The sequence below is a fragment of the Psychroserpens sp. XS_ASV72 genome (assembly GCF_041224425.1).
Classification (GTDB): Bacteria; Bacteroidota; Bacteroidia; order Flavobacteriales; family Flavobacteriaceae; genus Psychroserpens.
This window is the reverse complement of sequence record NZ_JBGFGL010000085.1, coordinates 250,776-275,281: the sequence shown is the minus strand read 5'-3', so window position 1 is coordinate 275,281 and position 24,506 is coordinate 250,776. Positions and strand designations below refer to the sequence as shown.

At 35.2% G+C, this 24,506-nt stretch carries 20 protein-coding genes and 1 tRNA gene; 4 read left to right on the top strand and 17 right to left on the bottom strand.

Translation table 11 applies throughout. The annotated features are described in order from the left end of the window. Positions 1–73 precede the first annotated feature (73 nt). On the top strand, positions 74–2,962 hold the full coding sequence (locus tag AB9K26_RS14835; RefSeq protein WP_369973355.1) for an alpha-amylase family glycosyl hydrolase: 2,889 nt from the start codon (positions 74–76) through the stop codon (positions 2,960–2,962). A gap of 129 nt (positions 2,963–3,091) precedes the next feature. On the opposite strand, the gene AB9K26_RS14830 is transcribed toward AB9K26_RS14835, so the two are convergent. The 8 genes from AB9K26_RS14830 to AB9K26_RS14795 all read right to left on the bottom strand — a co-directional run bounded on the left by AB9K26_RS14830 (position 3,092) and on the right by AB9K26_RS14795 (position 12,964). After that, positions 3,092–3,862 (bottom strand): 3-hydroxybutyrate dehydrogenase, encoded by a 771-nt coding sequence (locus tag AB9K26_RS14830; protein ID WP_369973354.1) that lies wholly within the window; start codon positions 3,860–3,862, stop codon positions 3,092–3,094. Continuing rightward, the gene (locus AB9K26_RS14825) at positions 3,855–4,646 is read right to left on the bottom strand and encodes an alpha/beta fold hydrolase (protein WP_369973353.1); all 792 of its coding nucleotides are present in this window, start codon (positions 4,644–4,646) and stop codon (positions 3,855–3,857) included. The genes AB9K26_RS14830 and AB9K26_RS14825 overlap by 8 nt, the downstream gene beginning before the upstream one ends. Positions 4,647–4,651: 5 nt before the next feature. Then, the gene (locus AB9K26_RS14820) at positions 4,652–7,123 is read right to left on the bottom strand and encodes a TonB-dependent receptor domain-containing protein (RefSeq protein ID WP_369973352.1); all 2,472 of its coding nucleotides are present in this window, start codon (positions 7,121–7,123) and stop codon (positions 4,652–4,654) included. 151 nt (positions 7,124–7,274) lie between these two features. Further along, positions 7,275–8,690: a hypothetical protein gene (locus tag AB9K26_RS14815; RefSeq protein WP_369973351.1), complete on the bottom strand. Its 1,416-nt coding sequence runs from the start codon at positions 8,688–8,690 to the stop codon at positions 7,275–7,277. A 3-nt stretch (positions 8,691–8,693) separates the two neighbouring features. Further along, positions 8,694–9,632 (bottom strand): alpha/beta fold hydrolase, encoded by a 939-nt coding sequence (locus AB9K26_RS14810; RefSeq protein ID WP_369973350.1) that lies wholly within the window; start codon positions 9,630–9,632, stop codon positions 8,694–8,696. A gap of 9 nt (positions 9,633–9,641) precedes the next feature. Then, positions 9,642–11,156 (bottom strand): class I adenylate-forming enzyme family protein, encoded by a 1,515-nt coding sequence (locus AB9K26_RS14805; protein WP_369973349.1) that lies wholly within the window; start codon positions 11,154–11,156, stop codon positions 9,642–9,644. Next, positions 11,137–12,636, bottom strand: a complete 1,500-nt coding sequence (locus tag AB9K26_RS14800) for a sodium/pantothenate symporter (RefSeq protein ID WP_369973348.1) — start codon at positions 12,634–12,636, stop codon at positions 11,137–11,139. The genes AB9K26_RS14805 and AB9K26_RS14800 overlap by 20 nt, the downstream gene beginning before the upstream one ends. Before the next feature lie 246 nt (positions 12,637–12,882). Beyond that, positions 12,883–12,964, bottom strand: a tRNA-Leu gene (locus tag AB9K26_RS14795). Positions 12,965–13,103: 139 nt separating this feature from the next. Here AB9K26_RS14795 and AB9K26_RS14790 point away from each other — a divergent pair. Further along, positions 13,104–14,495 carry a dipeptidase gene (locus tag AB9K26_RS14790; protein WP_369973347.1) on the top strand — a complete coding sequence of 464 codons (1,392 nt, stop codon included), beginning with the start codon at positions 13,104–13,106 and terminating at the stop codon, positions 14,493–14,495. Between the two features lie 2 nt (positions 14,496–14,497). Here AB9K26_RS14790 and AB9K26_RS14785 read toward each other — a convergent pair whose 3' ends face one another. After that, positions 14,498–15,874: a M28 family peptidase gene (locus tag AB9K26_RS14785; RefSeq protein WP_369973346.1), complete on the bottom strand. Its 1,377-nt coding sequence runs from the start codon at positions 15,872–15,874 to the stop codon at positions 14,498–14,500. An 84-nt stretch (positions 15,875–15,958) separates the two neighbouring features. Then, positions 15,959–17,161 carry an NAD(P)/FAD-dependent oxidoreductase gene (locus tag AB9K26_RS14780; protein WP_369973345.1) on the bottom strand — a complete coding sequence of 401 codons (1,203 nt, stop codon included), beginning with the start codon at positions 17,159–17,161 and terminating at the stop codon, positions 15,959–15,961. Between the two features lie 165 nt (positions 17,162–17,326). On the opposite strand from AB9K26_RS14780, the gene AB9K26_RS14775 reads away from it, so the two are divergent. Beyond that, the gene (locus tag AB9K26_RS14775) at positions 17,327–18,427 is read left to right on the top strand and encodes a DUF4407 domain-containing protein (RefSeq protein WP_369973344.1); all 1,101 of its coding nucleotides are present in this window, start codon (positions 17,327–17,329) and stop codon (positions 18,425–18,427) included. On the opposite strand, the gene AB9K26_RS14770 is transcribed toward AB9K26_RS14775, so the two are convergent. The 3 genes from AB9K26_RS14770 to AB9K26_RS14760 form a co-directional block, all read right to left on the bottom strand. Next, positions 18,428–18,715, bottom strand: coding sequence for a hypothetical protein (locus AB9K26_RS14770; protein ID WP_369973343.1), 288 nt, complete (start codon positions 18,713–18,715; stop codon positions 18,428–18,430). It abuts the gene before it with no gap. 191 nt (positions 18,716–18,906) lie between these two features. Then, complete coding sequence (locus tag AB9K26_RS14765; RefSeq protein WP_369973342.1) at positions 18,907–20,634, bottom strand: DUF885 family protein; 1,728 nt, start codon at positions 20,632–20,634, stop codon at positions 18,907–18,909. 4 nt (positions 20,635–20,638) lie between these two features. Beyond that, the gene (locus AB9K26_RS14760; RefSeq protein ID WP_369973341.1) at positions 20,639–20,899 is read right to left on the bottom strand and encodes a DUF1272 domain-containing protein; all 261 of its coding nucleotides are present in this window, start codon (positions 20,897–20,899) and stop codon (positions 20,639–20,641) included. A 20-nt stretch (positions 20,900–20,919) separates the two neighbouring features. Between AB9K26_RS14760 and AB9K26_RS14755 the strand changes: the two genes are divergently transcribed. Further along, entirely contained in the window at positions 20,920–21,057 is a 138-nt protein-coding gene (locus tag AB9K26_RS14755; protein WP_369973340.1) for a hypothetical protein, read from the top strand. Here the strand turns inward: AB9K26_RS14755 and AB9K26_RS14750 are convergent. Genes AB9K26_RS14750 through AB9K26_RS14735 form a run of 4 tightly spaced genes read right to left on the bottom strand, consistent with a single transcriptional unit; the run spans position 21,054 to position 24,371 of the window. Continuing rightward, a complete protein-coding gene (locus AB9K26_RS14750; RefSeq protein WP_369973339.1) occupies positions 21,054–21,632 on the bottom strand; it encodes a PhnA domain-containing protein in 579 nt (192 codons plus the stop codon). The two genes, AB9K26_RS14755 and AB9K26_RS14750, sit on opposite strands and share 4 nt — an antisense overlap. Positions 21,633–21,688: 56 nt before the next feature. After that, positions 21,689–22,690: a type I phosphomannose isomerase catalytic subunit gene (locus AB9K26_RS14745; RefSeq protein WP_369973338.1), complete on the bottom strand. Its 1,002-nt coding sequence runs from the start codon at positions 22,688–22,690 to the stop codon at positions 21,689–21,691. A gap of 4 nt (positions 22,691–22,694) precedes the next feature. Continuing rightward, positions 22,695–23,168 carry a family 2 glycosyl transferase gene (locus tag AB9K26_RS14740; RefSeq protein WP_369973337.1) on the bottom strand — a complete coding sequence of 158 codons (474 nt, stop codon included), beginning with the start codon at positions 23,166–23,168 and terminating at the stop codon, positions 22,695–22,697. A gap of 6 nt (positions 23,169–23,174) precedes the next feature. Further along, positions 23,175–24,371 carry a response regulator gene (locus AB9K26_RS14735; RefSeq protein WP_369973336.1) on the bottom strand — a complete coding sequence of 399 codons (1,197 nt, stop codon included), beginning with the start codon at positions 24,369–24,371 and terminating at the stop codon, positions 23,175–23,177. Between the last annotated feature and the right edge of the window lie 135 nt (positions 24,372–24,506).

The following is a 24,506-nucleotide window of genomic DNA, read 5'->3' as shown; positions in this document are numbered from 1 at the left end:
TAAATTTTTTAGAAAAAAAGGCTATGCGTTTTGTCATAGCCTTTTTTTTAAACTTTAATTAATTCCTATGAAAATGAAAAAAATACTACTACTCATATGTCTTATTGCTTCCTATGCTCAATCACAAGTCGTCACACTTAGTGTAGGCACTATTGAAGTTGACGAACCTGTAACCATTACCGTTGATACTAATAATACAACGGATACAAATTGTAATGGGTTAAACAATCCTACTAAGGTATACATGCATTCAGGAATTGGAGATAATTCAAATGCCTTTGGCTTTAGTGTCGTTGGAAATTGGGGACAAGATGATGGTGTAGGTGAAATGACAAACAATGGAGATGGTACATTCAGTATTACAATTACACCTGAAACTTATTATGGTTTATCAGCAGCTCAAGCTAGTGCTGCTACACAAATTGGTATTGTATTTAGAAATTTAGATGGTACTGAAGAATTAAAAGATAATGGTTGTGAAGATTTTATTTATCCGGTAGGTAGTGTTAGCATTAATCTTCTTCAACCTTCAAATCCTCCAGTAGTAATCAATTCTGGAGATAACTTATCGTTAACTGCTACTATTGCATTTCAAGGATCAACTACTGTCATGGGCTCTTTTGAAGTCTTTTATAACGATGTTTCCATGACCACAGGAACTTGTGGTTTTCCAAACTGTAATGCCACCCTTACAAATATTACCGAAAGCGGGACCGTAAAATTTGTCGGTTCTCCTACGAGCACTACTGATACCGGAGAAATCAGTTTTGACGTCTATGTAGTAACTGCTGTTACAGAAGAAGCTTTACCTGCTGGAGTTGAAGATGGTATCAATTATGGTGCTGATCCAACTAAAGCAACCTTGGTATTAAGTGCTCCTGGAAAAGAATTTATCCAAGTAGCTGGTAGTTTCAACAATTATAACCCTGGAAATTCAGATGTCATGAAACGTGACCCAAGTACTGGAAAGTATTGGTTAGAAATTTCAGGTCTGACTCCTGGTCAAATAGAAACTTATCAGTATTGGGTTTTTGACACTAATCCAATTTCAGGATCTCCTGGTTTAGTTAAGACTGCCGATCCATATTCAACTTTGGTTTTATCACCTTATGATGATCCATTTATACCTGCAAACAGCTATCCTAATATCCCTGCATATCCTGCAGGCCAGGAAAGAGAGGTCACTGTTTTGCAAACAGGTCAGACACCTTATGCATGGCAAGTCACTAATTTTCAAAAACCAAAAAAGGAAGATTTAGTTGTTTATGAGGTGTTGATTCGGGATTTTGATGCCAATAGAAATTATCAAGATCTAATCGATAGGATTGATTATTTTAAAGACCTAAACGTAAATGCCATCGAGTTAATGCCAATTATGGAATATGAAGGCAATGAAAGTTGGGGATACAACACAGCGTTCCATATGGCATTAGATAAGTATTATGGTACTTCTGATAAATTTAAAGAGTTTGTAGATTTATGTCATCAAAATGGTATTGCTGTCATACTTGATGTAGCTTTAAACCATGCTTTCGGAAGAAATCCAATGGTAAGAATGTGGATGGATGACCCAGATGGTGATGGTTGGGGTGGACCAGCATCAGACAGTCCGTACTTTAATCAGTTCCCAGGGCACTCATTTAGTGTAGGAAATGATTTTAACCATCAACAACCTTTAACTCAAGAATATTCTAGACGTGTTATCAAGCATTGGATTGAAGAATATCATATTGATGGATTCCGTTGGGATTTGACTAAAGGATTCACTCAAAATTGTGGTAACGGTACTTATGATGGTGATTTTGGTTGCACGAATGTTTATCAACAAGATCGTATTGATGTTTTGAGAAGCTATGCTGATTATTCGTGGTCTTTAGACGAAACCCATTATGTGATTTTTGAGCATCTTGGTAATGATGATGAGGAACGTCAATGGGCTAACTATAGATTGAATGAACCCGTAAGTAAGGGTATCATGATGTGGGGAATAATGAACCATCAATATAACCAACTTACCATGGGTTATAATAGTGATAACAATATCAATAGAATGGGTCATCAAAGTCGTGGATTTAATTCACCGCGATTAATGGGCTATGCCGAAAGTCATGACGAAGAACGATTGATGTATAGAAACATAACATTTGGTAACGAGAGTAATGGTGCTCATAATGTTAGAGATCTAAATACTGCTCTTTCTAGAATGTCTGCTCTGGGTGCTGTTACAATAACAATTCCAGGTCCGAAAATGATTTGGCACTTTGGAGCTTTGGGAATGGAGAATTCAATTTTCACATGTTTTAACGGAACAGTAAATGATCCCGATTGTAAGTTAGATACGAAACCACAACCTCAATGGACTGGAAACTGGTTGAGTGATTCTAACAGAAGACAAATCTATGATGATTGGGCTAAATTGATTCAACTTAAGATCAATGAACCTGTATTTGAAGGTGACTATGCCATTACCTCAGGTAGCTTGACACCAAGAATCGATATTTTTGACACAAGCATTCCTACTACTCAATTGCGAAATGTTATTGTATTGGCCAACTTTGATGTGGTGACGAGAAATGTAGATACAAACTTCCCAACAGGAGGTACATGGTATGATTTAATGGATGAAACAGGAAGCACTACTTACAGTGCATCTACTGTTAATATTCCTGCAGGTCAATTCAGGATTTTTGGTAATCAACCTAGTACTTTGAGCAATGAATCATTTGATTCAGAAAGTACTTTTAGCGTCTATCCAAACCCTGTCAACAATTCATTTATGACAAACAAGGCTTTACAAAGTCTTGATATATATGACATTACCGGAAAACTCGTAAAATCGTTTAAAGGTCAATTTACCAAAAATGATAGTTATGATATATCCGATTTGACTCCGAGTTTGTATCTCGTTAGAATTGAAAACAATAACGGACAAACACTAACGTCAAAGATTCTCAAACTTTAAATTGATTTATAACAATTTGAATTAGCCAGAAAAAGCCTTTCAACCTGTTGAAAGGCTTTTTTGTTTATAAAAAAACCACCACTTTAAAAAAGTGGTGGAACTCAAAATTAACTTACTCAAAAAAAAAAATTATTGGGCGGTCCATCCGCCATCTAACACAAATTCTGATCCTGTGATTGTTGACGAAGAGTCTTTTGCCAACAATAAAGCCATATCTGCCAATGCCTCGACAGGCACGAAAGATTTTACAGCTTGTTTTTTTAACATAACCTTAGTTACTACTTCCTCTTCAGACATGCTATGTGATTTAGCCTGATCTGGTATTTGTTTCTCAACAAGTGGTGTTCGTACATAACCAGGACAAATGGCATTACATGTTATATTGAAAGGTGCTCCTTCCAACCCAAGTACTTTAGTCATACCAATAACACCATGCTTTGCCGTTACATAGGCTGTTTTAAATTCTGAAGCTCTTAATCCATGTACTGAGGATATGTTTATGATTCTTCCAAAATGTTGTTTCTTCATATATTTCCATGCTGCTTTAGAGGCATAGAATGTTGCATTCATATTAATTGCTATGATGGTTTCATATTTTTCATTAGGAAACTCATCAATTGGAGCAACATACTGTATGCCAGCATTGTTAATCAACACATCTAATCTTCCAAAAGTTTCGATTGTGTCTTCAACTAATTGCTCAACAGCATCAGATGCTATCAAGTTAGCATTGGAAAATACCGTTTTCACATTGTTCTCTTTACCAATTTCTGAAGCTATCTCATCTCCATTAGATTCCAAACCGTGAAACATAATGTTATAACCATTCTTTGCAAATTGCTTTGCAATTCCCAATCCGATTCCACTAGTACTTCCTGTGATTAATGCAACTTTATTCATGGCTTAAGAATTCAAGAACTATTTTATTAAATGCTTCAGGTTGGTCTAAAACAACACCATGCCTCGAATTTTTAACAACTTCCAATTTAGCATTATGCATTTTTGTAACATAGTTTTCCTTAAAACTTACAGGCGTATAATCCATATCAGATGCAACCACCAATGTTTTTGTTTTAATGTCTTTGAGCTTATCTCCAAGACCCCATTTCATTAAGGTCACAAACGATTGATAATAAGCTTCAAAATTGTTTTCAGCACAACGTTTCTCAAATGAATTCCGAAGAGATTCTTGATTGGGCTCAGGGAACATATTGTAAGCTATATCTTTTGCTAGCGCTTTTAGACCTTTGGTTTTAAGAAACTCTGTTCTATTGGCCAACAACTCCTCTCCTATCTTCCCCATGGCATTAAAATCAGGTCCACTATTCACAATCACCAATTTATCTACTCGCTCTGGATATGAGTATGCGAGTTGAAATGCAATTGCGCCTCCCATCGAAAATCCGATAGGCACAACGCTATTGATGTTCAATTGATCAAGTAAGCTAATGACATCAGCTACCATAACATCGACACCGTAATCTATATTTTCTTTAAAAGATTTTCCATGACCTCTTAAATCTACAGATACAACATGATAATCTTTGGAAAAAGCTGGGATTTGAAACTCCCAATCCAACATAGTAGACCCTAATCCATGTAATAATAAAAGGGTTGTTCCTCTTTTATTTCCGACAACAGAGTAGTGCAAAGAAATGGGTTCTTTGTTCACGTCTTTTACCATTACGATTATTGCTTCTTCTTAAAGAAATTTACATTGTATTTTAACTCAAAAGAAATCAACCTTCCAATAGTTGGAGACGCTACAAACTCTCTGATATCTGAATCAAATAAGTTAGTAACATTAACACCAAGAGATACATTATCATTTAAGTTATACCCAAAATTGGCGTCGATTGTAAATCCTCCTAAAGGTCCATAATTCCATGTTCTACCTACTCTAGCATTTTCAACAATTTCATTAACATCATCGCCATCCATATCTTGGGTTTCAGCGGCAACATTAATCCCTGAGAAAAAGTCATAATCCTCTATCCATCGTGCAAAGAGAGCGCCATAAAACTTGTTTGTACTGTAATGTAGTCCTACATTTAACTTATTTGCAGGCGTATTAATTGGCAATTCACTTTCTAAGACCATACCATCGAGGTTTCCATCATTTGCTAGATCATCAGTATCTAGACTTCTTCCAAAATAAGAGTAGTTAAGAGACGCTCTAAGGGCATCAGAAAAATAGTAGTTTAACCCTAAATCAAATCCATAAGTATCAACACTACCAAAGTTACTATAAGTCAATAAAAATGGAGATGCACTAGCTCCTGCTGAAACCTCATCAACAGGTGTATCTCCAATATGAGTTACAAAATTACCGTTTTCGGCATCAACAATGTTTCGCAATGGACTTATGAAGTTTTCCGACATATTATAATATGCACTTGCATCAATGAAAAGCTTATCTGATATCTTTCCTTTAAATCCAAATTCGAATGAATTAATGGTCTCAACCTCCAATTTATCGATTTTTGTTCCATCAGTAAGCGTAAAGCCTTCACCATTACCTAATACCAAGCCTCCAAATAAATTTCCTTTTAAATTAAGAATAGAAGGGACAGCCATTCCTCTACCATAGGTTAGCCTAAAGGTTCCAGCTCCAATAGATTTTGTGATTGCTGCTTTTGGTAAAAGATTGGTTCCATATAAATCATGGTTATCTGCTCTTAATCCAGCAAGAAAATTCCATCCAGAACCCAATTTATATTCGAATTGCCCATAAACTCCTGTTTGAGCTATTTCTATAGGTCCATCTTGATCTAACAAGTAGGTTCCATCAGAATCTGCCATATCTAATTGGTATTGAGCACCAGCAGTTAAATAAAAGTCTCCCCAATTATTATTGTATTGGGCTTCTCCATTAAATCGCTCTGACATATCCTTGAATAAAGCTCCTCTAGGTATAGCAATACCAAAAGCAGGAACCCATTGCTCGTACAAAGCACGACTCCAAGCTTCCTCTTCTGAAAACCCGTTTTCAACAAAAGACACATAGTTTTGTGTTCGCTGATTAATAGCATAGGTTTCGTCGGTTCTACTCCATGTATAGTACGCATTAGCAAATAAGTTCTTAGATACAAATTTCAGTTGTGCTATATCTAATGTCCAGTCTTTAATTTGATTTCTACCTGCATTGGTAACAGCTAGATTCGTATTATTACTATGTCCGTAATATCCAATTAATTCTGATTGCTTTCCAGTTTTGTAATGAACTGCTCCACCATACTTGAGTGCATCAAAATCACGGTCAAGATTATGCTCATCATAAGCTGTTGTTCCCACGTATACAGAATCAACATATCTAAATTCTCTTCCTGCATTTCTTTCAAAATGAACTTTATAAGACAGTCGGTTGTTGATTATTTGAGCGTGTCTTAATCTACCTGTAATCACATTTTGACTTCCAACACCATATACTAAGGTTGTTCCTTCTGAAGTTCTAGGGTTTTTAGTAACCGTACTCACTAAACCATTATGAGCATTTGGTCCATAAAGCGTTCCATTTGGTCCCAATAATATTTCAACACGTTCTACATCATCTTTAATAACTGTTGAAAACGATCCATAAGGTAGCCCTGTCGCAATCAACATTGATACGCGATCATCAGTAATTTGTAAGTTTTTTGAATTAAATGCTGAATTAAATCCGCGAATATTAATCCCAGTTCCTAAAACACCACTTCTAACAAAATCAACACCTTTTTGCCTTGCAGCCAACTCACCAAGATTAAAACTTGGAAATTCTTCTATTTCCTTAGCCGTTATAACTTCTACTGTGGCAGGAACATCAGTTACTTTTTGAAGTTTTTTTCCTGCAGTAATAACAACCTCATCCAAAACATTCTCACCTTCTTCAAGTGTTTTATTTAACTCTGAGTTTTGACCAGCAACTACAGTCACGCTCGTCTCAAAGGTTTTATACCCAACAAAAGAAATGGTCACTGTATGATCACCTGCTGGTACATTCTCAAGCGTATAATTTCCATCAAAATTGGAGATAGCTCCTAAATTCAATTCAGCTATTTGAACCGTTGCTCCAGGTAACGGAACTCCATTTTCATCTTCAATAGTCCCACTTATTGTTCCTGTGCTTTGAGCATAGGCAATACCAGAAAAAATTAGGATAGCAAAAAGTAATATGTTTTTCATGATTTAGTTAGATTAATTATTTCCCTTGCAATCTATTATGAATACAAAAGGATTTAAAAACAAAAAACCAAGTTGTTCTGTGTGACTTATTAAAAGCAATAGACTTAAACACTTTCAAATCTATCAAAACAATGATTATTGTTGTATTTATCTACAAGTGTGACTTTAATTTCAAAAAAGCTTCAGGAAGATTATTTGATAAGGTATCTATAACTTGAATCAATAGAATTTTTTGACTTTTTGTTGGTTTTAAACCTAACAAAGGTGCTTTTATTTCTTCTAACAACTTTGATGAGCTGATTTGTCCTTCCATATATCTTGACAAAGAAATACTCCATGAAATATTTGGCACATAATTATGGCCTTCCTTGCGTTCATTTTCCTTATGTGATATATTAAATGATGAAGCAACTTTAAGCAGTTCTTTATATTTTTCGTTTGCGATCAACACATTGAAATAGGATGTAAAAAAGTGATGCCAACGATGTTTTAACACTTCATTCTTATACTGTTTCAAAAAATTTGCAGCGACTTCCTCAGCCAGTTTGTTTTGATTCAGTTGATTTAACACTCTAATACGATATGAACAAAAACCTATTTTTTGATGAAAATTATGCGACTCTTTATACAGTTGATGATAATTCTCTAACACCTTGTGTGCTTCTTTTGGCTTTTTGTTTTTTAATAAGATAGCAACCAAATTATTTACATACATCAAGGTGTCATTATTATTTTGCCTAATGGAAAGATAGGCATAGTATTCAGCTCGTTTCAATTCATTTTCCTTTGAGTGCATTAACACTCTACTTGCATAATAATTGGAAAGCAATCGCCTGGAATACATTTCACCACTACTGAAACACTTATCAATATCATCAAATAACAATTTCAGTTTTAAACTCTCATTGTAATTGGTGTATAAAAATGCTAGGGTAATAAATGCCATATACCTGTTTCTTCCATCAATACTTTCAGATTTAAAAATTTCTAAGAGCCATGGTTCCCAATACAATGTTTCACTGTCATTTTGTGTATATTGACTTGTAATTTCAGTCGTTGCATCATATAATTTTTGTTGGATCTCTTTTGCTATCTTATAATCATTGGCAAACTTTTCTAAAAACTTGGCAACGATTTCATGGTCTTTATACCGCAAACGAATCAACAGATAAGGCTTATACTCTTGAGCTAATTCATAAGCAATTTGAAAATTGTACCCAACACTATTATAATTAGAAAGGAAGTTCAAGTATTCTTTTTCTTCTGAGGACTCAATAGCATCCAATAAGATTTTTGTCTTTAAGTCTAAAATCCACTTAGCCGTTTCATCTACGTCTATATTAGACAGTTTTTTTAATGTCCATTTTTTGACATAAGAATATTTTCGTTTGTCTATCTGAGTATTAAAACGTGGTATCTCATTTTCAGACATGGCTCCATTAGTTAATTGAGTCATGATTTCGATTTTCTCATCGTCGGCAAACTGATGTTGAGATGCTAAATATTTTGCCTCGTTTGGAAGAATTGTTTTGCTAAACTCTATAAACTTTTTGAGTTTAATCTTCATGAATTAGTCTTTTTCTATAAACTCCTCTATACTGTCATTAACTTTTTCAAATTGCTCAAACTGTAAGAAGTGTCCACTTTCATCAACAAACAGCAGAGTCGCATTTTTGATATACTTTTGGGCCATTTCACCTACTTTAACAACATCTAATTCTGGATGAAAATAACGGTTAGGAATTAACATATCGTTTTTTCCAAAAAGTACAAGTGTTGGCTTCGATATTTGTTCTAAATCGTTTGACACAGGATCATCTATCATCCCAGCAATACTTTTTGAAATAGCATTGCAATGCGCTTCAAAATCAGATGCGTTTTTAATTGCAATTCTATCGGCAATCATTTTACTAACCTCTTCTGGTTGCTTGTAAAAATTAAGCGCATAATTGTTCTTGATCTGTTGATCTGTTGTATTGGCAACAAAAGATGGTGTAAACATTGACTTTATAATGTTTCCATGTGCTTCGGAAAACCTTTCTATGCCAGCAGGTGCTACCAGAACTAACTTTTCTATATTGTCAGGATTTGTACTTGTTAATTTAATAGCTGCTTGTCCACCCATGGAATGCCCAATGAGCACCACATTTTTTAAATGGAACTCATCAATAAAACGTTTGATAACTTCGGAAAAATAAGTTGGTGTATACTTTGCTTCAGGCTTATCAGATTTGCCAAATCCAGGTAAATCAAGTGCTATACAAGTATATTTCGATTTCAAGGATTCAATATTTTTTGACCAAGCATCTAGATTGCTGCTTAAGCCGTGAATAAATAAAAGTGTTTTATCTCCAGAACCTTCCTTTACATAACTAATATTTACACCATCGATTGCGACATAATGGGTTTCAAATTCGTATTCAGAAATTATATGTTTCATTGCATTATCACCTGTTTGTGAATATCCAAATAAAGGCAAAGTAATCAGCATTAAAATTAAGTGTTTCATTTTATATTTTTAAGATTGTAATTTCGCTTTATAGTCATTGTAATACTTTATTAATTTTTTTCTAGAAATCTTTCCAACACTAGTTAAAGGAATATCATCTAAAACGATGATATGTTTAGGGCGTTTAAAGGAAATCATGTTTTTATCAATAAAAGCTTTGACATCGTCAATTGTCTTCCCTTTTTTCAATACTACAAAAGCCGCGCCACATTGTCCCCAAACTTGGTCTTCTACACTTAGCACTGTTGCTTTTACAACACTGTTGCATGCTAATATTTTGTTTGTGATTTCTTGCGGATGAATATTTTCTCCTCCAGAAATATACATATCATCCTTTCTTCCTTTTAGGAACAAAAAACCGTCTTTGTCTTTCATGACTAAATCACCAGTATGTAGCCATCCATTTTTAATTTTATTGTTTGTTTCGGTAGAATTATTCCAATAGCCTGATGTCACGATATCTCCTTTGATACAAAACTCACCGACTTCATTAATTCTGGCCTTTCGTCCTTCTGATGTAACTATTTTGGTTTTTAGATAAAAATTGGGTTTTCCAATAGAATCCGGCTTTGACATGGCAATGTTATGATGCAACGATGTAATGCTAGGTCCTGCTTCGGTTAAACCATATCCTGGACGAATGGCAATATCTTTCTTTTCCTTCCAATATTTCAGAAGATTTGGCGATACTGTTTCGCCACCAGAAATAATAAAACGAAGATGATCTAAATTGACTCGACTGAAAACCTCAGTTTTTTGCATCATCGCCAACATTGTAGGCAATGCCATAAACAATGTTGTTCTATTCAATTCCAGAAGACACAGAACACGTTCGGCATCAAATTTTTCTACCATACCAATGTGTGCTCCCTTATGCAATAGAGGTGTTAAAAATATGTTCCATCCTGAAGTATGGTAAGGTGGTAACGTGTTTATTGTAGAATCACGAAACGTAATCCCTAATTGCATAGAAGTGTTAAGGCTGTTCCAAAACATCATTTTATTGGTATAAATAACGCCTTTTGGTTGTCCCGTGGTTCCTGAAGTATAAAAAATAAAAATGGGGTTTTTTTCTTTTATCTGAGATAGTCTTGGTTTCACCACAACCTCATTTTGATAATACAGCTTAATTCTATCTAAATGAATCGTCCTTGGCAAGGACACGGAAAGCTGTTCTAACTTATGTTTTTGGGTTTCACTATACAACAGTAATGCTGGATTACTATCTATAAAAAGAGCATTGAGGTCACTAATTGATAATCGATAATTTAGTGGAACGATAATAATTCCGCTACGCTGACAAGCAGATAGCAACACAATGTAATGCAAACTATGTTCTGCTAACACAGCAATTCTATCGCCTTCTTGAAGACCAAAACTCTCAAATTTTTCCACTAATCTATTGGCATAGATATCAAGTTGACTATACGTATATCTCTCTTCACTGTCATAAGAAGTCACAGCAATTTTATCAGGTGTATAGTCTGCCCATTTGGCAATCCAATCAAGCGTGTCGGTAGTCATCTTTTCTTTTGTTAAAATAATAAATCATAAAGCCTACAATTACCGAACTCAAAATAGCAATCGCTGCAGGAATTCCAGGATTATTTACTGGCTCTTGCATATAAGGTGTTAGTCTTCCATAATAAATTCCGAAATGAACAATCAAAGCCACTACACTTGCTGTAAACACAGCTTTAAGCGGTACGTTTTTCAAAAACATTCCAAATAGTACAGGTACAAAAGCAGCAGCGAAATAAGCATAAACGCCATTTTGCGCAAATATAGCAACGCTTACATTAGGGTTTACAATTTGATTCCAGCTCAACATAAAACTAACAATTCCCAAGACAACAATGACTCCTTTATTAGCCAAGATTGAGTTTTTCTCAATTCTATCCTTAAAAATTGGCTGTAAGATATCTTGTGTGATGGTAACAGACAAGGATTGAATTAAACTTTCCAAAGTTGATAATCCAGCGGAAATCAAACCTACAACTATAAACATGCCCAATCCTACTGAAAATTTAGTCACTACATAGGTTGGAATTATTTCGTCCATTTTTAAGGCTGTGCCATCAACTTTTAAATCTGGGAACAACAATCTAGCATACAGTCCAACCACTACAACCAAAAAGAAAACAACCATAAATGCAATACCGCTGAATAAGTATTTATTTATTTTTTTAGCGTCTTTAAGAAGCAGTGATTTAGTAATGATGTGAGGTTGGCAAACTACTGCAACTCCAATTATTATTTGTGCTACGATAATTTCAAAATAATCTCTAAAGAGAAAACTATTAGAATTGACCGTTTGGGTTAGGTTTTCATCAACTGCATTTAGCTTCGCAAAAAAACCTGTTATTCCATCTTCAAAAAACTCATAACCTGAACCAATTAAAATCAATGCCACAAAAAACATAATAATAGCTTGTATTGTATTGGTATAGACCATTGAATTTGCACCTCCAAACATCATGTATCCAAATACAAAAACACTTATTCCCAACAGTACATAGAAAGGATCTGCATTTAATGATTTTGATATAACTTGAGTCAATCCAACATTGATAAGCACTATAAATGTAATTAATAACAAAGCCATAATGGCCATAAAAAACGCATAGCCTTTACTATTGTATCTTTGACCAACCCATTGAGCCATTGTAGTCGCTTTAACGCTATGTCCATATTTAGCAAACCCTTTTGTGAGTATGATTAATGATACAAAAGCTGCAATAGGCAATACAACACCAAACGAAATGACTCCAGAAATTCCATATAGAGCAATAAAACCTGGATTTATAATAAATGTAGCAGCACTAGTCATTGACGCTGCCAATGATAATCCAACGACCCAAGACGGAAATCCTATATTGCCTATCGCAAAATCGGATATATTTTTGGCCTTTAATGCACCTCTAACTACAAAAAACAGAATGATTGCCGCATAAATCACTAATAAAATGATCATAAAAGTAACCCATTGTTCTGATGCCTTCATAGATAGTTGTTGTTATAATAACAAATAAACCTCAATAATAGCTAATTTATCAATGGCAACATAGATTAAGTTATGCGACTTTAATACGAATAAATACTATTTTATACATAAAAAACTGATATATAATTATTTAAATAAATGCGACTTTAAAAAAGATATAGTTTACATCACATGTTTAAAAATTTACTTCAAATAATAATTTTTGTGCATAAAAAAAACCGACTAAAAGTCGGCTTTTTATTTAGGTGCGGGCGGGGAGACTCGAACTCCCACACCTCGCGGCACTAGATCCTAAGTCTAGCGTGTCTACCAATTCCACCACGCCCGCAAAAAAAATTCACAAAAGAATATCAATATTCTTATTGAGGAGTGCAAATATAAACAATAGTTTCAATATTCAAATAACTTTGATTACGAAAAAATTCAATGTCATTTTTGTATTTTTGAAGGAACGAAAAAAATGACTCATGCAAAACATTCAATCCTACATAAACAATCACAAGGAACGCTTTTTAAATGAATTGATAGAACTCCTGAAAATACCTTCTGTAAGTGCTGATCCTGCTTTTAAAGACGATGTGTTTAAAACCGCTAAAGCTATTAAAGAAAGTCTTTTAAATGCTGGCTGTGACCATGTAGAGGTTTGTGAAACCGATGGTTTTCCAATCGTCTATGGTGAAAAAATCATCGACGCCAAACTACCAACAGTATTGGTTTATGGCCATTACGATGTACAACCCGCTGATCCATTAGAATTATGGGACTCACCACCTTACGAACCTGTAATCAAGAAAACGGAAACACATCCTGATGGCGCTATTTTCGCAAGAGGTGCTTGCGATGATAAAGGTCAAATGTACATGCATATTAAGGCTTTGGAATTTATGGTCAAAACAAACCAACTACCTTGCAATGTCAAGTTTATGATTGAAGGAGAAGAAGAAGTTGGTAGTGTCAACCTTTCCAAATTTGTTAAAAACAATAAAGAAAAACTCACCAATGATGTTATTTTAATTTCTGATACAGGAATGATCGCCAAAGACGTTCCTTCCATAACAACTGGACTTCGAGGTTTGAGTTATGTAGAAGTTGAAGTAACTGGTCCAAATCGCGACTTACACTCAGGATTATACGGTGGTGCTGTTGCCAACCCTATTAACATTTTAACAAAAATGATTGCTTCACTTCACGATGAAAACAATCACATCACAATTCCAGGATTTTATGATAAAGTAGAAGACCTTTCAGACGCAGAACGCCAAGAAATGGCCAAAGCGCCTTTCTCTTTAGATGCTTATAAAAGTGCTCTGGATATTGATGCTGTATATGGCGAAAAAGGATACACTACCAATGAACGCAACTCCATACGACCAACTTTAGATGTCAACGGTATTTGGGGAGGTTATACTGGCGAAGGCGCCAAAACCGTAATTGCAAGTAAGGCTTATGCTAAAATATCTATGCGTTTGGTTCCACATCAAGACTGGGAAGAAATCACACAACTCTTCAAAACACATTTTGAGAGTATTGCTCCAAAAGGTGTGAGGGTTGTTGTAAAACCGCATCATGGCGGACAAGGTTATGTGACACCAATTGATGGCATTGGATATCAAGCAGCTTCAAAAGCTTATGAAGATTCCTTTGGAAAAAAACCAATTCCTCAACGAAGTGGTGGAAGTATTCCTATTGTTGCGCTTTTTGAACAAGAACTTAAGAGCAAAACCATTTTGATGGGCTTCGGATTAAACAGTGATGCCATTCATTCGCCTAACGAACATTATGGTGTATGGAATTATTTTAAAGGCATTGAAACAATCCCTTTATTTTACAAATACTTTACGGAACTCAGCCAGGCTTAAGACTATTTCTTAACCACTTTATAAGTTCCTGTTTTTTGAGCGGAAGTCAGTTTTAAAAAATAAACACCTTCAGGCAGTTCTTTCATTGGCAATGATGTAATATGGTCGCTAGAAGTTTTCTGAAGTATCAGTTTTCCTGAAACATCAAACAGATCCAAAGCTATAGCACCATCAATTCCCGAGACATCGATATGCAATTGAGATTTCACAGGATTTGGAAATAGCTTTACTTCAGAAGCAACAAAACTGTCAAGTCCTAAAGTGTCAAATTCGAAGCATTCGCTTATTTCAGTGCAAGCTCCTGAAGTAACTTCAACAGCATAAGTTCCAGAAACAGTTGGCGTATAGGATTGATTTGTTGCTCCAGAAATCGGTAAGTCGGTATCACAATTGATCCATTGATAAGATGCTGAAGTTTGATTTGCAGTCAACATGGTTGGTGTTTGGCTCACAGTATTATCTACACTAACCAAGCCTCCCACAGTTGCCATATAAGCAGTTGTTAGTTTTACCATTTCATGTAAATAAGGTAAATCTAAGGTATTGAAACGATCTCCAGAAGTATGGTAAAAAGGGGTTTGGTCATTGGTTTCCCATGATTCACCTAAAAGGACAGCTGAATAGTTATTAGACCAAAAACTTGCGTGATCACTAAAGGAAGTTCCAGGATCAACAACAATCACATCAAGGTCAAATACGTAAGAATTCAATACATTCACTATCGCATCTTTCATAGCTATGGAACCTGCAATATTTCTGACGTCAATATCAAATTCATTATCACCAGGTTGACCTGGTGCATCACCATCATAACCAATCATGTCTAAGTTTAGAACTCCAAGAATATTATCTCCATTTGAAGCAGCTTCATTTGAATAAAACAAGGAACCTCTTAGACCGATTTCTTCTTCATCCCATAGTGCATACACAATGGTATTGTCTAAACACTGAGTAGAAAGGATTCTTGCTGCCTCAAGCACAGCGGCAACTCCAGAAGCATTATCATCAGCACAGTAATCGGCTACAGTATCATAATGTGCACAAATAACATAGATGTCGTTCGGATTGGTTTGCCCTAGTTGTGTTGCAATGATATTTCGGCCACTCGTATTGAAAGCCTGATCTGTAATAGTAAGATTATCGAGTTGCTCAAATTTTTCTACTAAGTAATCTGCAGCAACATCGTTGTTATTGTATTCTCGATTTAAAATCGTTACCGAGTTACCATCAACGATTGTACTTTCCTCTCCAGAAAATTCACTAATAACTTGAGTTATTATATCAATATCGACACTATTAATAATATCTTGAACAGATTGAGCAGAAGTACTCAAAACAGATATAAAAAAACATAAAAAAGTAGTTTTCAGCAGTTTCATTTTTTGGGCAATTTTTCCTTACATCTTGTCAAAGATAGTGGAAATTGATAAAACGGCTAAAAATACTACTTTTTTAATGCTGCTCTATGGTAATTGTGAATACCCATTTCGTGTTTTCCAAAGGAAATATTTTTCAAAAATCACCTTGAATACATCATAGAATATGTTTGGAATCATGATGGCAAAATTTCTAGGCTTAAATAGCTTATCAGATAATATAATTACCTCTTTTTTACCAGCATCCATAATACACACACCAGGTATTTTCCCCCAAGCTTTTTTCTTTAACTCGGTCTTTCCTTTAGTGACTCTAATAATGTTTTCTGCAACAATTTTACCAGTTTCATCTGAAGGGTATCCCGTTTTAGGACCAGAAAATGGCACCTTTCCAGGTTTAAATGGCAGCTTCACATCAACAGCAATACCTGCGGCCCAAACATTTGGGATATCTGGATGTCTGTAATCTTCTCCTACTGGCAGATAACCAGCAGCTGTTGCATTTAATTCTGGAGAGTTTTTCACAAAGTCCACACCAATAAATGGCGGCATCAACATTGTAAACTTACTAGGTAATTCTTCTCCAGAGGTCAAAACCACTTTATCTTTCATCACTTCAGTGACACCAACTTCAGTTCTGTAATGGATGTTGAACATCTTCATAAATGATTTGAGCATGGTTTCTCCTCCAGTCATACCATCAATACCAAAATGACCTAAAAAGGTTTCTGGAGTGATCCAATACAAATCTACTTTCTTTCTAATGTTTTGTTCTCTCAGCCATTTTTCAATATTGAATAAAAACTCATAAGCGGCTCCCATACAACCAGCATTTTGAGTGGCTCCTATGACAATTGGCCCAGGATTCTTTTTGAAATCTTCTAAAGCTTTTCTGATTTTAAGAGCACCATTAGGAGTTCCTACATAATGTGCATATTCTTTAACACCAGGTGCCACGTCGTAATTAACTTTTGGTCCTGTTGCAATCACCAAATGATCATAGTGAACTTCTTTCTTATCTGTAAATACAATTTGTCTTTTGGTATCAACTTTAAGTGCTTCAGCAATTAAGAAGTCTACGCCCTTTTTTTTGAGAATTTCATCTTTTCTAAAAGAGATGTCTTTCATGTCACGTCTACCGAAAGGCACCCAAATCAGTGATGGAATAAATAAGAACAAAGGAGATTTATCTATCAAAATGACATTATGTTGCTCTTTACCTTTTCGCTTTATCTCGAGGGCTGCAGTCATGCCTGCAAAATTCCCTCCTATCACTACTGTTGTTGTCATGATTTTTTATGTTTTGGTTATTACTTAAAATTACCTATAAAATAAATTTTGCACAGCTACTTTTGTTACATAAGCCTATAGCGACTTCAATATTAAATGCCTAAATATGTAACATTTAGAGTTTTTTTACGTTCTAATAGACAATCAATCAAAATCACAACAATCATGCTTAAGAAGTTCTTTATTATCTGCTCAGGATCAGATACCGATATTTTAGACAACTGTTCTATTGGCGAACAAAATAAATTTGCTGGTATTGGCGCTACTGTTTTCTTCACCGCTGTCATGGCCTTTATTGCCTGTAGTTATGCCCTCTATACCGTTTTTGATAATTTATTTGCAGCTGTAGCTTTTGGTTTTGTTTGGGGCTTACTGATTTTTAATTTGGATCGGTTTATTGTTTCTACCATCAAAAAAAGAGACAATATTATTGACGAAATCATTCAGGCTTCACCTCGAATTATATTAGCCGTTATCATTGCCGTTGTGATTTCAAAACCTTTAGAATTAAAAATCTTTGAAAAGGAAATCAATCAAGTGCTTTTAGAACAAAAAAATGAACTGACGCTTGCCAATCAAAATCAAATCGCTGAACAGTACACACCAAACATTCAAAATCTGCAAAGTGACATACAATCTTTACAATCTGAAATCGACACCAAAGAAGCTGAAGTTAACGCACTTTACGACACTTATATTTCAGAAGCTGAAGGTACTGCTGGCACAAAATTGTTAGGCAAAGGTCCTGTATACAAAGAAAAAAGAGAAAAACATGATGCCGCCTTAGCAGAATTGCAGCAGCTTAAATCCGAAAACAAAGCTAAAATAACTTCTAAGGAACAACAGATTGTTCAGCTTCAATCTGATTATGATAATCAAGTTGATTCGTCACAACCAATTATTGATGGATTTGATGGTTTGATGGCTAGAGTAAATGCCCTAGGAGAACTTCCTTGGTTACCGTCTTTGTTTATTTTTCTTTTATTTCTTGCCATAGAAACCTCACCTATTTTTGCCAAATTATTGTCGCCAAAAGGAGAATATGACTATAAATTAGAAGATGCAGAAACAGCCGTTAAAACATGGGTTGAGCAAAAAGTAAGTGAACGAAAAGTGCTCTTACAAACCGATCAGAGTCTAAATAACCGAATTTACAATGATATTGCCGAAGAGGATGAACTCTATACCTACAAACGTAAAAAAGCAAGGGAATTGATGCAACTGCAAGCAGATGCGTTTTTCAATCACCAAAAAAATGCGCTCTAATTAAGCTGCTACCTCTTTTTCCTTAGATTTGAAATGGGTGTAAAGTTCTTGGCAGCCCAATCCGATTATTGATAAGCGCTTTTGTTTAACGATAGATTCATTATGTAATTGCGCAATAGCACTCACACCATGTCTATCAATGCTTTTCAAGTCTTCAATACTAATAGTGATTGCGTTGACTTTTTCAAAAATGTTTCTAAAGGTTCTTTTGAACACATGAACATTGTCTCTTTGCAACGACCCTTTTACTTTAAAAAAGTTATTGGAATGTGTAATTTCTAGGTTCATAATAGCATAATTTTAGGTTGACTTCAATGTAAATGTTGGTGCTAAAAATCAAATCTGATCGTTATAAATATCCAAATTTACAGTGAGCTTATGCTATATTTTCGATTAAATGTATAATTGGTTGGATTTCGATTACAAGTGGTAATTTTTAACCGACAAACTACACAGCTACAACAATTTAAAAGCTATTTTTATTTCTGACTTATGATATAATCGTCTATTCTATCCTCCAAAATGGATAGGGTTACAGTACCTTGATTTAAAATCACGTCGTGGAATTCCCGAATATCAAATTTTGAACCTAGAACCTTTTCAGCTTTTGTCCGAAGTTCTCTAATTTTTAGCTCTCCAATCTTATAGGATAAGGCTTGTCCTGGCCAAGAAATATAGCGATCGGTTTCCGTATTGATTTCATGAAGTGATAATGCCGTATTTGAGGCCATGTAATCCACAACCTGATTCCGTGTCCATCCTTTGGCATGTATTCCAGTATCAACGACCAATCGACACGCTCGCCACATTTCATATGTAAGCTTCCCAAACCTTTCATAAGGTGTAGTATACATTCCCATTTCTTCAGCAAGAAACTCACAATACAATCCCCAACCTTCACCATAAGCCGACAAATATAAATCCTTTCTAAACTGTGGGATGTCATCACCTAATTCATTATTCAAACTACCTTGTAAATGGTGTCCGGGAACTGCTTCATGAACCGTTAAGGCTGGCAAGGTATACAACGTTCTGCTTGGAAGATCATAAGTGTTCACCCAATAATAACCAGGATCAGTGCTTTCCTTTGTTGTTCCGATGTAACGCCCAGCCGTATATTTAGGTGCTATGGCATCTGGAACAGGTGCAACTCCATAAGGCTTTCGCGGTAAGGTTTTGAAAAAGCGTGGCAATTGAGCATCAGCACGTTTCGCCATATCTCGAGCGATCATCAATAACTCTTTTGGTGTTTCGGCATAGAATTGCTTATCAGTTCTTAAAAAGCGAAAGAAATCCTCAAAACTACCTTCAAAATTCAATTCACTGATAATAGTCTCCATTTCAGATTTGATTCTGGCAACTTCCTGAAGACCAATATTGTGGATATCATCAGCTGTATATTGTGTGCTTGTGGTATAATAATTAATTCTGTTTTGGTAATAGGCATCACCATTGGGTGTTTCTGAAACCCCTAAAGTCGTTCTGGTCTTTGGAAAATATTCTGTTTCAAAAAAGGTTTTGATGCGTTTGAATTGCGGTGTGACGTGTTCATTTATTATAGATTTTGCAACTGTATTTACAGAATCTATTTGATCTGACGTTAAATCGTCTGGCAAACTATTGAATGGGGAAAAATAGTAGCTATCCTCAGCGTTTTCTACAATATGTGTGTCGTAAGTGGATTCATAACCTTTAAAAATCACTATGGGTTGAGATACGCCTTTTTCCAGACCTTTTCTAAGGTTGACCAGATGTTGATCGACAAAAGTTGGAATAGATTTCAGTTTATTCAGATAAGATTTAACCTGACTATAATTTGTCAGCGGACGGACTTCGTAAGTTAAATTGGTATGAAATCCTGTATCTGATAACAACGGATTCAAATAAGCTTCATATTCATAATAGTCTATTTGATCTTGAAGAACAAACTTCAGAAGTTCTAACGAGATGCTTTCAGTATCAGATAAGTCTTCAGCATCAACAGTCTTTAGTTCTTCAAGTTTTGCTTGGGCATACTCAGCTTCAGCTTTATAATAGTCTTCAGTAAAAAGCCCTAAGGGATAGGTTTCGCTATCATAACCTTCGTAGCTTTCAACTTCAGAAATTATAGCTTGTAGAATATCAGACGAAGATTTCTCTTTTTCTTTGTTTTGGCATGTTAGAAAACATAAACACAAGGCAATTACGATAAATCTATAACAAAGCATCATTTTATTTTTTAAGTTGTTTAAGATGAGATTCTAGGTCTACAGGTTTGTGAACTATTTTGGTTGAAGCAGGATATTTTTTCAACAGGTTTTTCGGACGAATAGGTCGCTTTTCAAATCCACCACTACAATTCGGACATACGTGCTGTAGTAGCTCGACACAATCTACACAAAAGGTACACTCAAATGTACATATCATGGCTTCAGTGGAGTCGAATGGTAAATCCTTATTACAGTTTTCACAGGTTGGTCTTATCTCAAGCATCAATTAATTATTTTTGTGACATGAAGTTATCAAACCAAGTCATCATTTATCTCATCTTGGCTGCCATCACAATGTACGGAATTATCTCTGGAAAATTCTTGTTCTTGGTCTTGCTAATTCCTTTAGGATTTGGATGGTTTAAAAACGATAAGGACTAAAGCTTCTTGACATACTTAGTGACAATCACAATGTTTTGTGCACCAACCTTACCTTCAATATATTCAGCATTATCACGATCTAGACGAATATTTCTAACTGCAGTGCCTTGCTTAGCAACCATACTTGATCCTTTCACTTTCAAATCCTTGACCAAAACTACAGAATCGCCAGTTTGCAATTCGACACCATTAACATCGCGGTGAATGATTTTATCTTTATCATCCAAATGGTCTCCAGAGGCTTTTGCCAATGCCATGGCTTCTTCATCCAAATACATCATGTCCAATAAATCACTCGGCCAACCTTCAGATTTTATGCGATGCAATAAACGCCACGCCATAATTTGAACAGGAACGTGCTCACTCCACATACTGTCGTTTAAGCATCGCCAATGATTGGGATCCATTGCTTCATTGCCTTCAATTTGGTCTCGACAGGTTTTACAAACCAAGATATCATTGGCAACGTTTTCATTTAAGGATGGCGGAATTGTATATTGCGACAAGTCATTTGTTGCGGCACATAATTCGCAACGGTTTTGGCTTCGCTCTTGAAGGGTTTGAAGTACGCTCATGGTGTTTGATTATGAACACAAATATAGGAATAGTACAACGCTTTAACCTTTTATTTTCAGGATACTTTTTTTAAACTTTGAGAGGATTGGGCATCGATATACACTTCGAGAAGCCTTGCTTGATTTCCTTTGAAGCTGATAGTTTCTACTGTTGCTGGCACCAATACAGTTTCTCCCATTTTAACACATTCTGAATAACCATCAATACACATCTCCAAAGCACCTTCAACACACATATAAATCATAAATGAATCTAATGATTCATAAGTCTTTGTAAGTTTGTTCTTAACCTCAATGATATTGGTAGTAAAAAAAGGGGTCTCAACTAAATTGGTACTAGTGTTTGATTGTAAACTGTAATCTGTAATACAATGGTTAGGCGTCACCTTAGTTGCTTGAACAGCCAAATCGGTATGTAGTTCCCTAGCATTACCATTAGCATCCAAACGATCCCAATCATATACGCGATAGGTTATATCGGAAGTTTGTTGGATTTCAGCGGCCAACACTCCTGCTCCAATAGCATGGATTTTTCCAGCAGGAACAAAATAACTATCTCCTTTTTTCACTTGATTTCTATTGAAATACTGATTTACATTGTCCTTATGAAGCGATTTCAACACAGAAGGATTGATCGTTTCATTTTTCAAACCCAAAACAATCTCAGCATCTGGATCGCTATCCATAATATACCACATTTCCGTTTTACCAAATGAATTGTGGTACTGTCGTGCCATCTTATCATCTGGATGCACCTGTACGGATAAATTGGTTTTGGCATCCAAGTATTTAATCAATAAAGGAAACTCATCGCCAAACGTTTCATAATTATGAAACCCGAGAAGATTTGATTTGTAACACTGCAATAACTCTGTTAGTGTTTTTCCTTTGTAAATGCCGTTAGAAACGATAGACACGTTTCCTTCAACTCCTGATATTTCCCAACTCTCTCCTGTGGTCTTTGAAGTAACGGGTTTGTTCAGTTGAGATTTTAACTTATGTCCTCCCCAAATCTTTTCTTTGAGAATAGGATCGAATTTTATTGGATATACATTCATTTGTTTATTGTAATATGTTTTCTTTTTGAAAAGATGCTTTTAATTTTTGCACCTCATCAACCACTGAAAAAAGTGGTTGTGTGGTTTTTTGTTTTGAAGGTTTCTGATTTGAAATACCCATTGAAATAATATCGTTATGGTACGCAGCAAAAACTTCTAAAAAGGGGACAAACCCCAAATTTGAACTAATCAAATTTGTATTGATATAACCCAAATGTTTCAGTTGATACTGACTTAGCAAAAATCTTGCTCCAGCACGAACGGCAGACATATCAGATTTGAATTTCTTTATATTAACCACCGAAACATTCTGACACAGATCTCTTACGTCTTTCAAAATATCATAAGTTTCGTCTTTACTATCGTTATTCACCAAGCATAAAGGCACATGAACAATCTTTTGAATTTGATTTACCAAAACTTTGGGATGCAATTCATTCTCGTAATTATGAAATACGATTATAATACCTGTTTTCATATGCTTTTAATTCGTAATCTCAACAAGATTTAAGTTGGTGTCCTCAACGGTGATTTCAGTCGTTTTTTTAGATCTGTAAACCCAAGCTATTTGCGCCAATTGCATCACAATTTTTATAGAGTCTTTCATAGACAATTTAGAACCATCAGCATGAATCCATCGTTTTAATGGTTGCTCACAAAGCATTTGTTTAGCTTGTTTTAATCCATATTGGTGTGTGATCCTTTTAAAAATCTCGACATCAAATATCCATTGTGTTACAAACTTGTCATTAAAGGCTACTGGAATTACATCTTTATGGAAAATCTTTGCACCACATTGGGTGTCTTTGAAATCCATAGATAAAATCTTTCTGATAATGAAATTGATGGTAAGGCTAATGGTCTTTCGAGCGGATTCTTTGGTGATATTGGCTCCCATTCTCGATATTCTAGAGCCACTAACGATTTTAAATTCGGATGTTTCAATAGTTTTGACCAAGTCGTCAAAATCGGATAAATCTGTGGAAAGATCAGCATCTAAAAAGCCAATATAATCCAAATCTGATTTTTGAGCCATGTGGAGCATTCCCAATCTAACCGCTTCAGCTTTTCCTCCATTTTGCACACAATTGTATACGCTAATAAAATCTTCTCTTCCTTTCTGAAGCGATTTTAAAACCTCTAAGGTATTGTCCTTACTGCCATCATTAACAAAACACAAGTGATACCCTGAGTGTTTTTCAACAAATTCGAGAAATTCTGTACTTAATAAGCGTTCTTCTTCATTATAACATGGTATCACCACACCAACACATCGCTGTTGAATCAAAACCTCTGAAGTGGAAACATCACTTATAACATCAGGTGCTCCTATTAGCTTTTTCACTCTAGCACAAACCTCGTTTAAACTCAGCGGTTTTTTTACATAATCGTCTACACCTAAATCGAAGCCTTTTGAAATAATAGTGTCTTGGGTATTTCCTGATAACACCATAATTGGCACTTCTGAAGATTTCGTTTCACGTATATGAGATACAATATCCAAACCTGAAATATTAGGCATATTAATATCTACAATAACCAAATCGGGTTGAAAGGCATCAAATAATGTGATCCCATGATTTGCATTGGTTTCAATCTTAACATTGTAGCCAAGGGCTGTTAATCGTTTTTGTAAAGGCAGTAATACCAGTTGCTGATCGTCGATTGCTAATATTTTCATGTCTTGTGTTTTTTTATTTTGACAGTTCAAAAGTACTGGCATTGACGTCCTAAAAAATGGATTTTAGTTCACATCGCAATTAGTGTAGTTGAATGGTAGATTCGTGTAGACGAGTGATAATTGACTGACTTCCTA

Excerpts from the sequence above, each read along its gene's own strand:
- AB9K26_RS14835 (WP_369973355.1), top strand. The coding sequence starts at position 74 with ATGAAAAAAATACTACTACTCATATGTCTTATTGCTTCCTATGCTCAA.
- AB9K26_RS14830 (WP_369973354.1), bottom strand. The coding sequence starts at position 3,862 with ATGAATAAAGTTGCATTAATCACAGGAAGTACTAGTGGAATCGGATTG.
- AB9K26_RS14825 (WP_369973353.1), bottom strand. The coding sequence starts at position 4,646 with ATGGTAAAAGACGTGAACAAAGAACCCATTTCTTTGCACTACTCTGTT.
- AB9K26_RS14820 (WP_369973352.1), bottom strand. The coding sequence starts at position 7,123 with ATGAAAAACATATTACTTTTTGCTATCCTAATTTTTTCTGGTATTGCC.
- AB9K26_RS14815 (WP_369973351.1), bottom strand. The coding sequence starts at position 8,690 with ATGAAGATTAAACTCAAAAAGTTTATAGAGTTTAGCAAAACAATTCTT.
- AB9K26_RS14810 (WP_369973350.1), bottom strand. The coding sequence starts at position 9,632 with ATGAAACACTTAATTTTAATGCTGATTACTTTGCCTTTATTTGGATAT.
- AB9K26_RS14805 (WP_369973349.1), bottom strand. The coding sequence starts at position 11,156 with ATGACTACCGACACGCTTGATTGGATTGCCAAATGGGCAGACTATACA.
- AB9K26_RS14800 (WP_369973348.1), bottom strand. The coding sequence starts at position 12,636 with ATGAAGGCATCAGAACAATGGGTTACTTTTATGATCATTTTATTAGTG.
- AB9K26_RS14790 (WP_369973347.1), top strand. The coding sequence starts at position 13,104 with ATGCAAAACATTCAATCCTACATAAACAATCACAAGGAACGCTTTTTA.
- AB9K26_RS14785 (WP_369973346.1), bottom strand. The coding sequence starts at position 15,874 with ATGAAACTGCTGAAAACTACTTTTTTATGTTTTTTTATATCTGTTTTG.
- AB9K26_RS14780 (WP_369973345.1), bottom strand. The coding sequence starts at position 17,161 with ATGACAACAACAGTAGTGATAGGAGGGAATTTTGCAGGCATGACTGCA.
- AB9K26_RS14775 (WP_369973344.1), top strand. The coding sequence starts at position 17,327 with ATGCTTAAGAAGTTCTTTATTATCTGCTCAGGATCAGATACCGATATT.
- AB9K26_RS14770 (WP_369973343.1), bottom strand. The coding sequence starts at position 18,715 with ATGAACCTAGAAATTACACATTCCAATAACTTTTTTAAAGTAAAAGGG.
- AB9K26_RS14765 (WP_369973342.1), bottom strand. The coding sequence starts at position 20,634 with ATGCTTTGTTATAGATTTATCGTAATTGCCTTGTGTTTATGTTTTCTA.
- AB9K26_RS14760 (WP_369973341.1), bottom strand. The coding sequence starts at position 20,899 with ATGCTTGAGATAAGACCAACCTGTGAAAACTGTAATAAGGATTTACCA.
- AB9K26_RS14755 (WP_369973340.1), top strand. The coding sequence starts at position 20,920 with ATGAAGTTATCAAACCAAGTCATCATTTATCTCATCTTGGCTGCCATC.
- AB9K26_RS14750 (WP_369973339.1), bottom strand. The coding sequence starts at position 21,632 with ATGAGCGTACTTCAAACCCTTCAAGAGCGAAGCCAAAACCGTTGCGAA.
- AB9K26_RS14745 (WP_369973338.1), bottom strand. The coding sequence starts at position 22,690 with ATGAATGTATATCCAATAAAATTCGATCCTATTCTCAAAGAAAAGATT.
- AB9K26_RS14740 (WP_369973337.1), bottom strand. The coding sequence starts at position 23,168 with ATGAAAACAGGTATTATAATCGTATTTCATAATTACGAGAATGAATTG.
- AB9K26_RS14735 (WP_369973336.1), bottom strand. The coding sequence starts at position 24,371 with ATGAAAATATTAGCAATCGACGATCAGCAACTGGTATTACTGCCTTTA.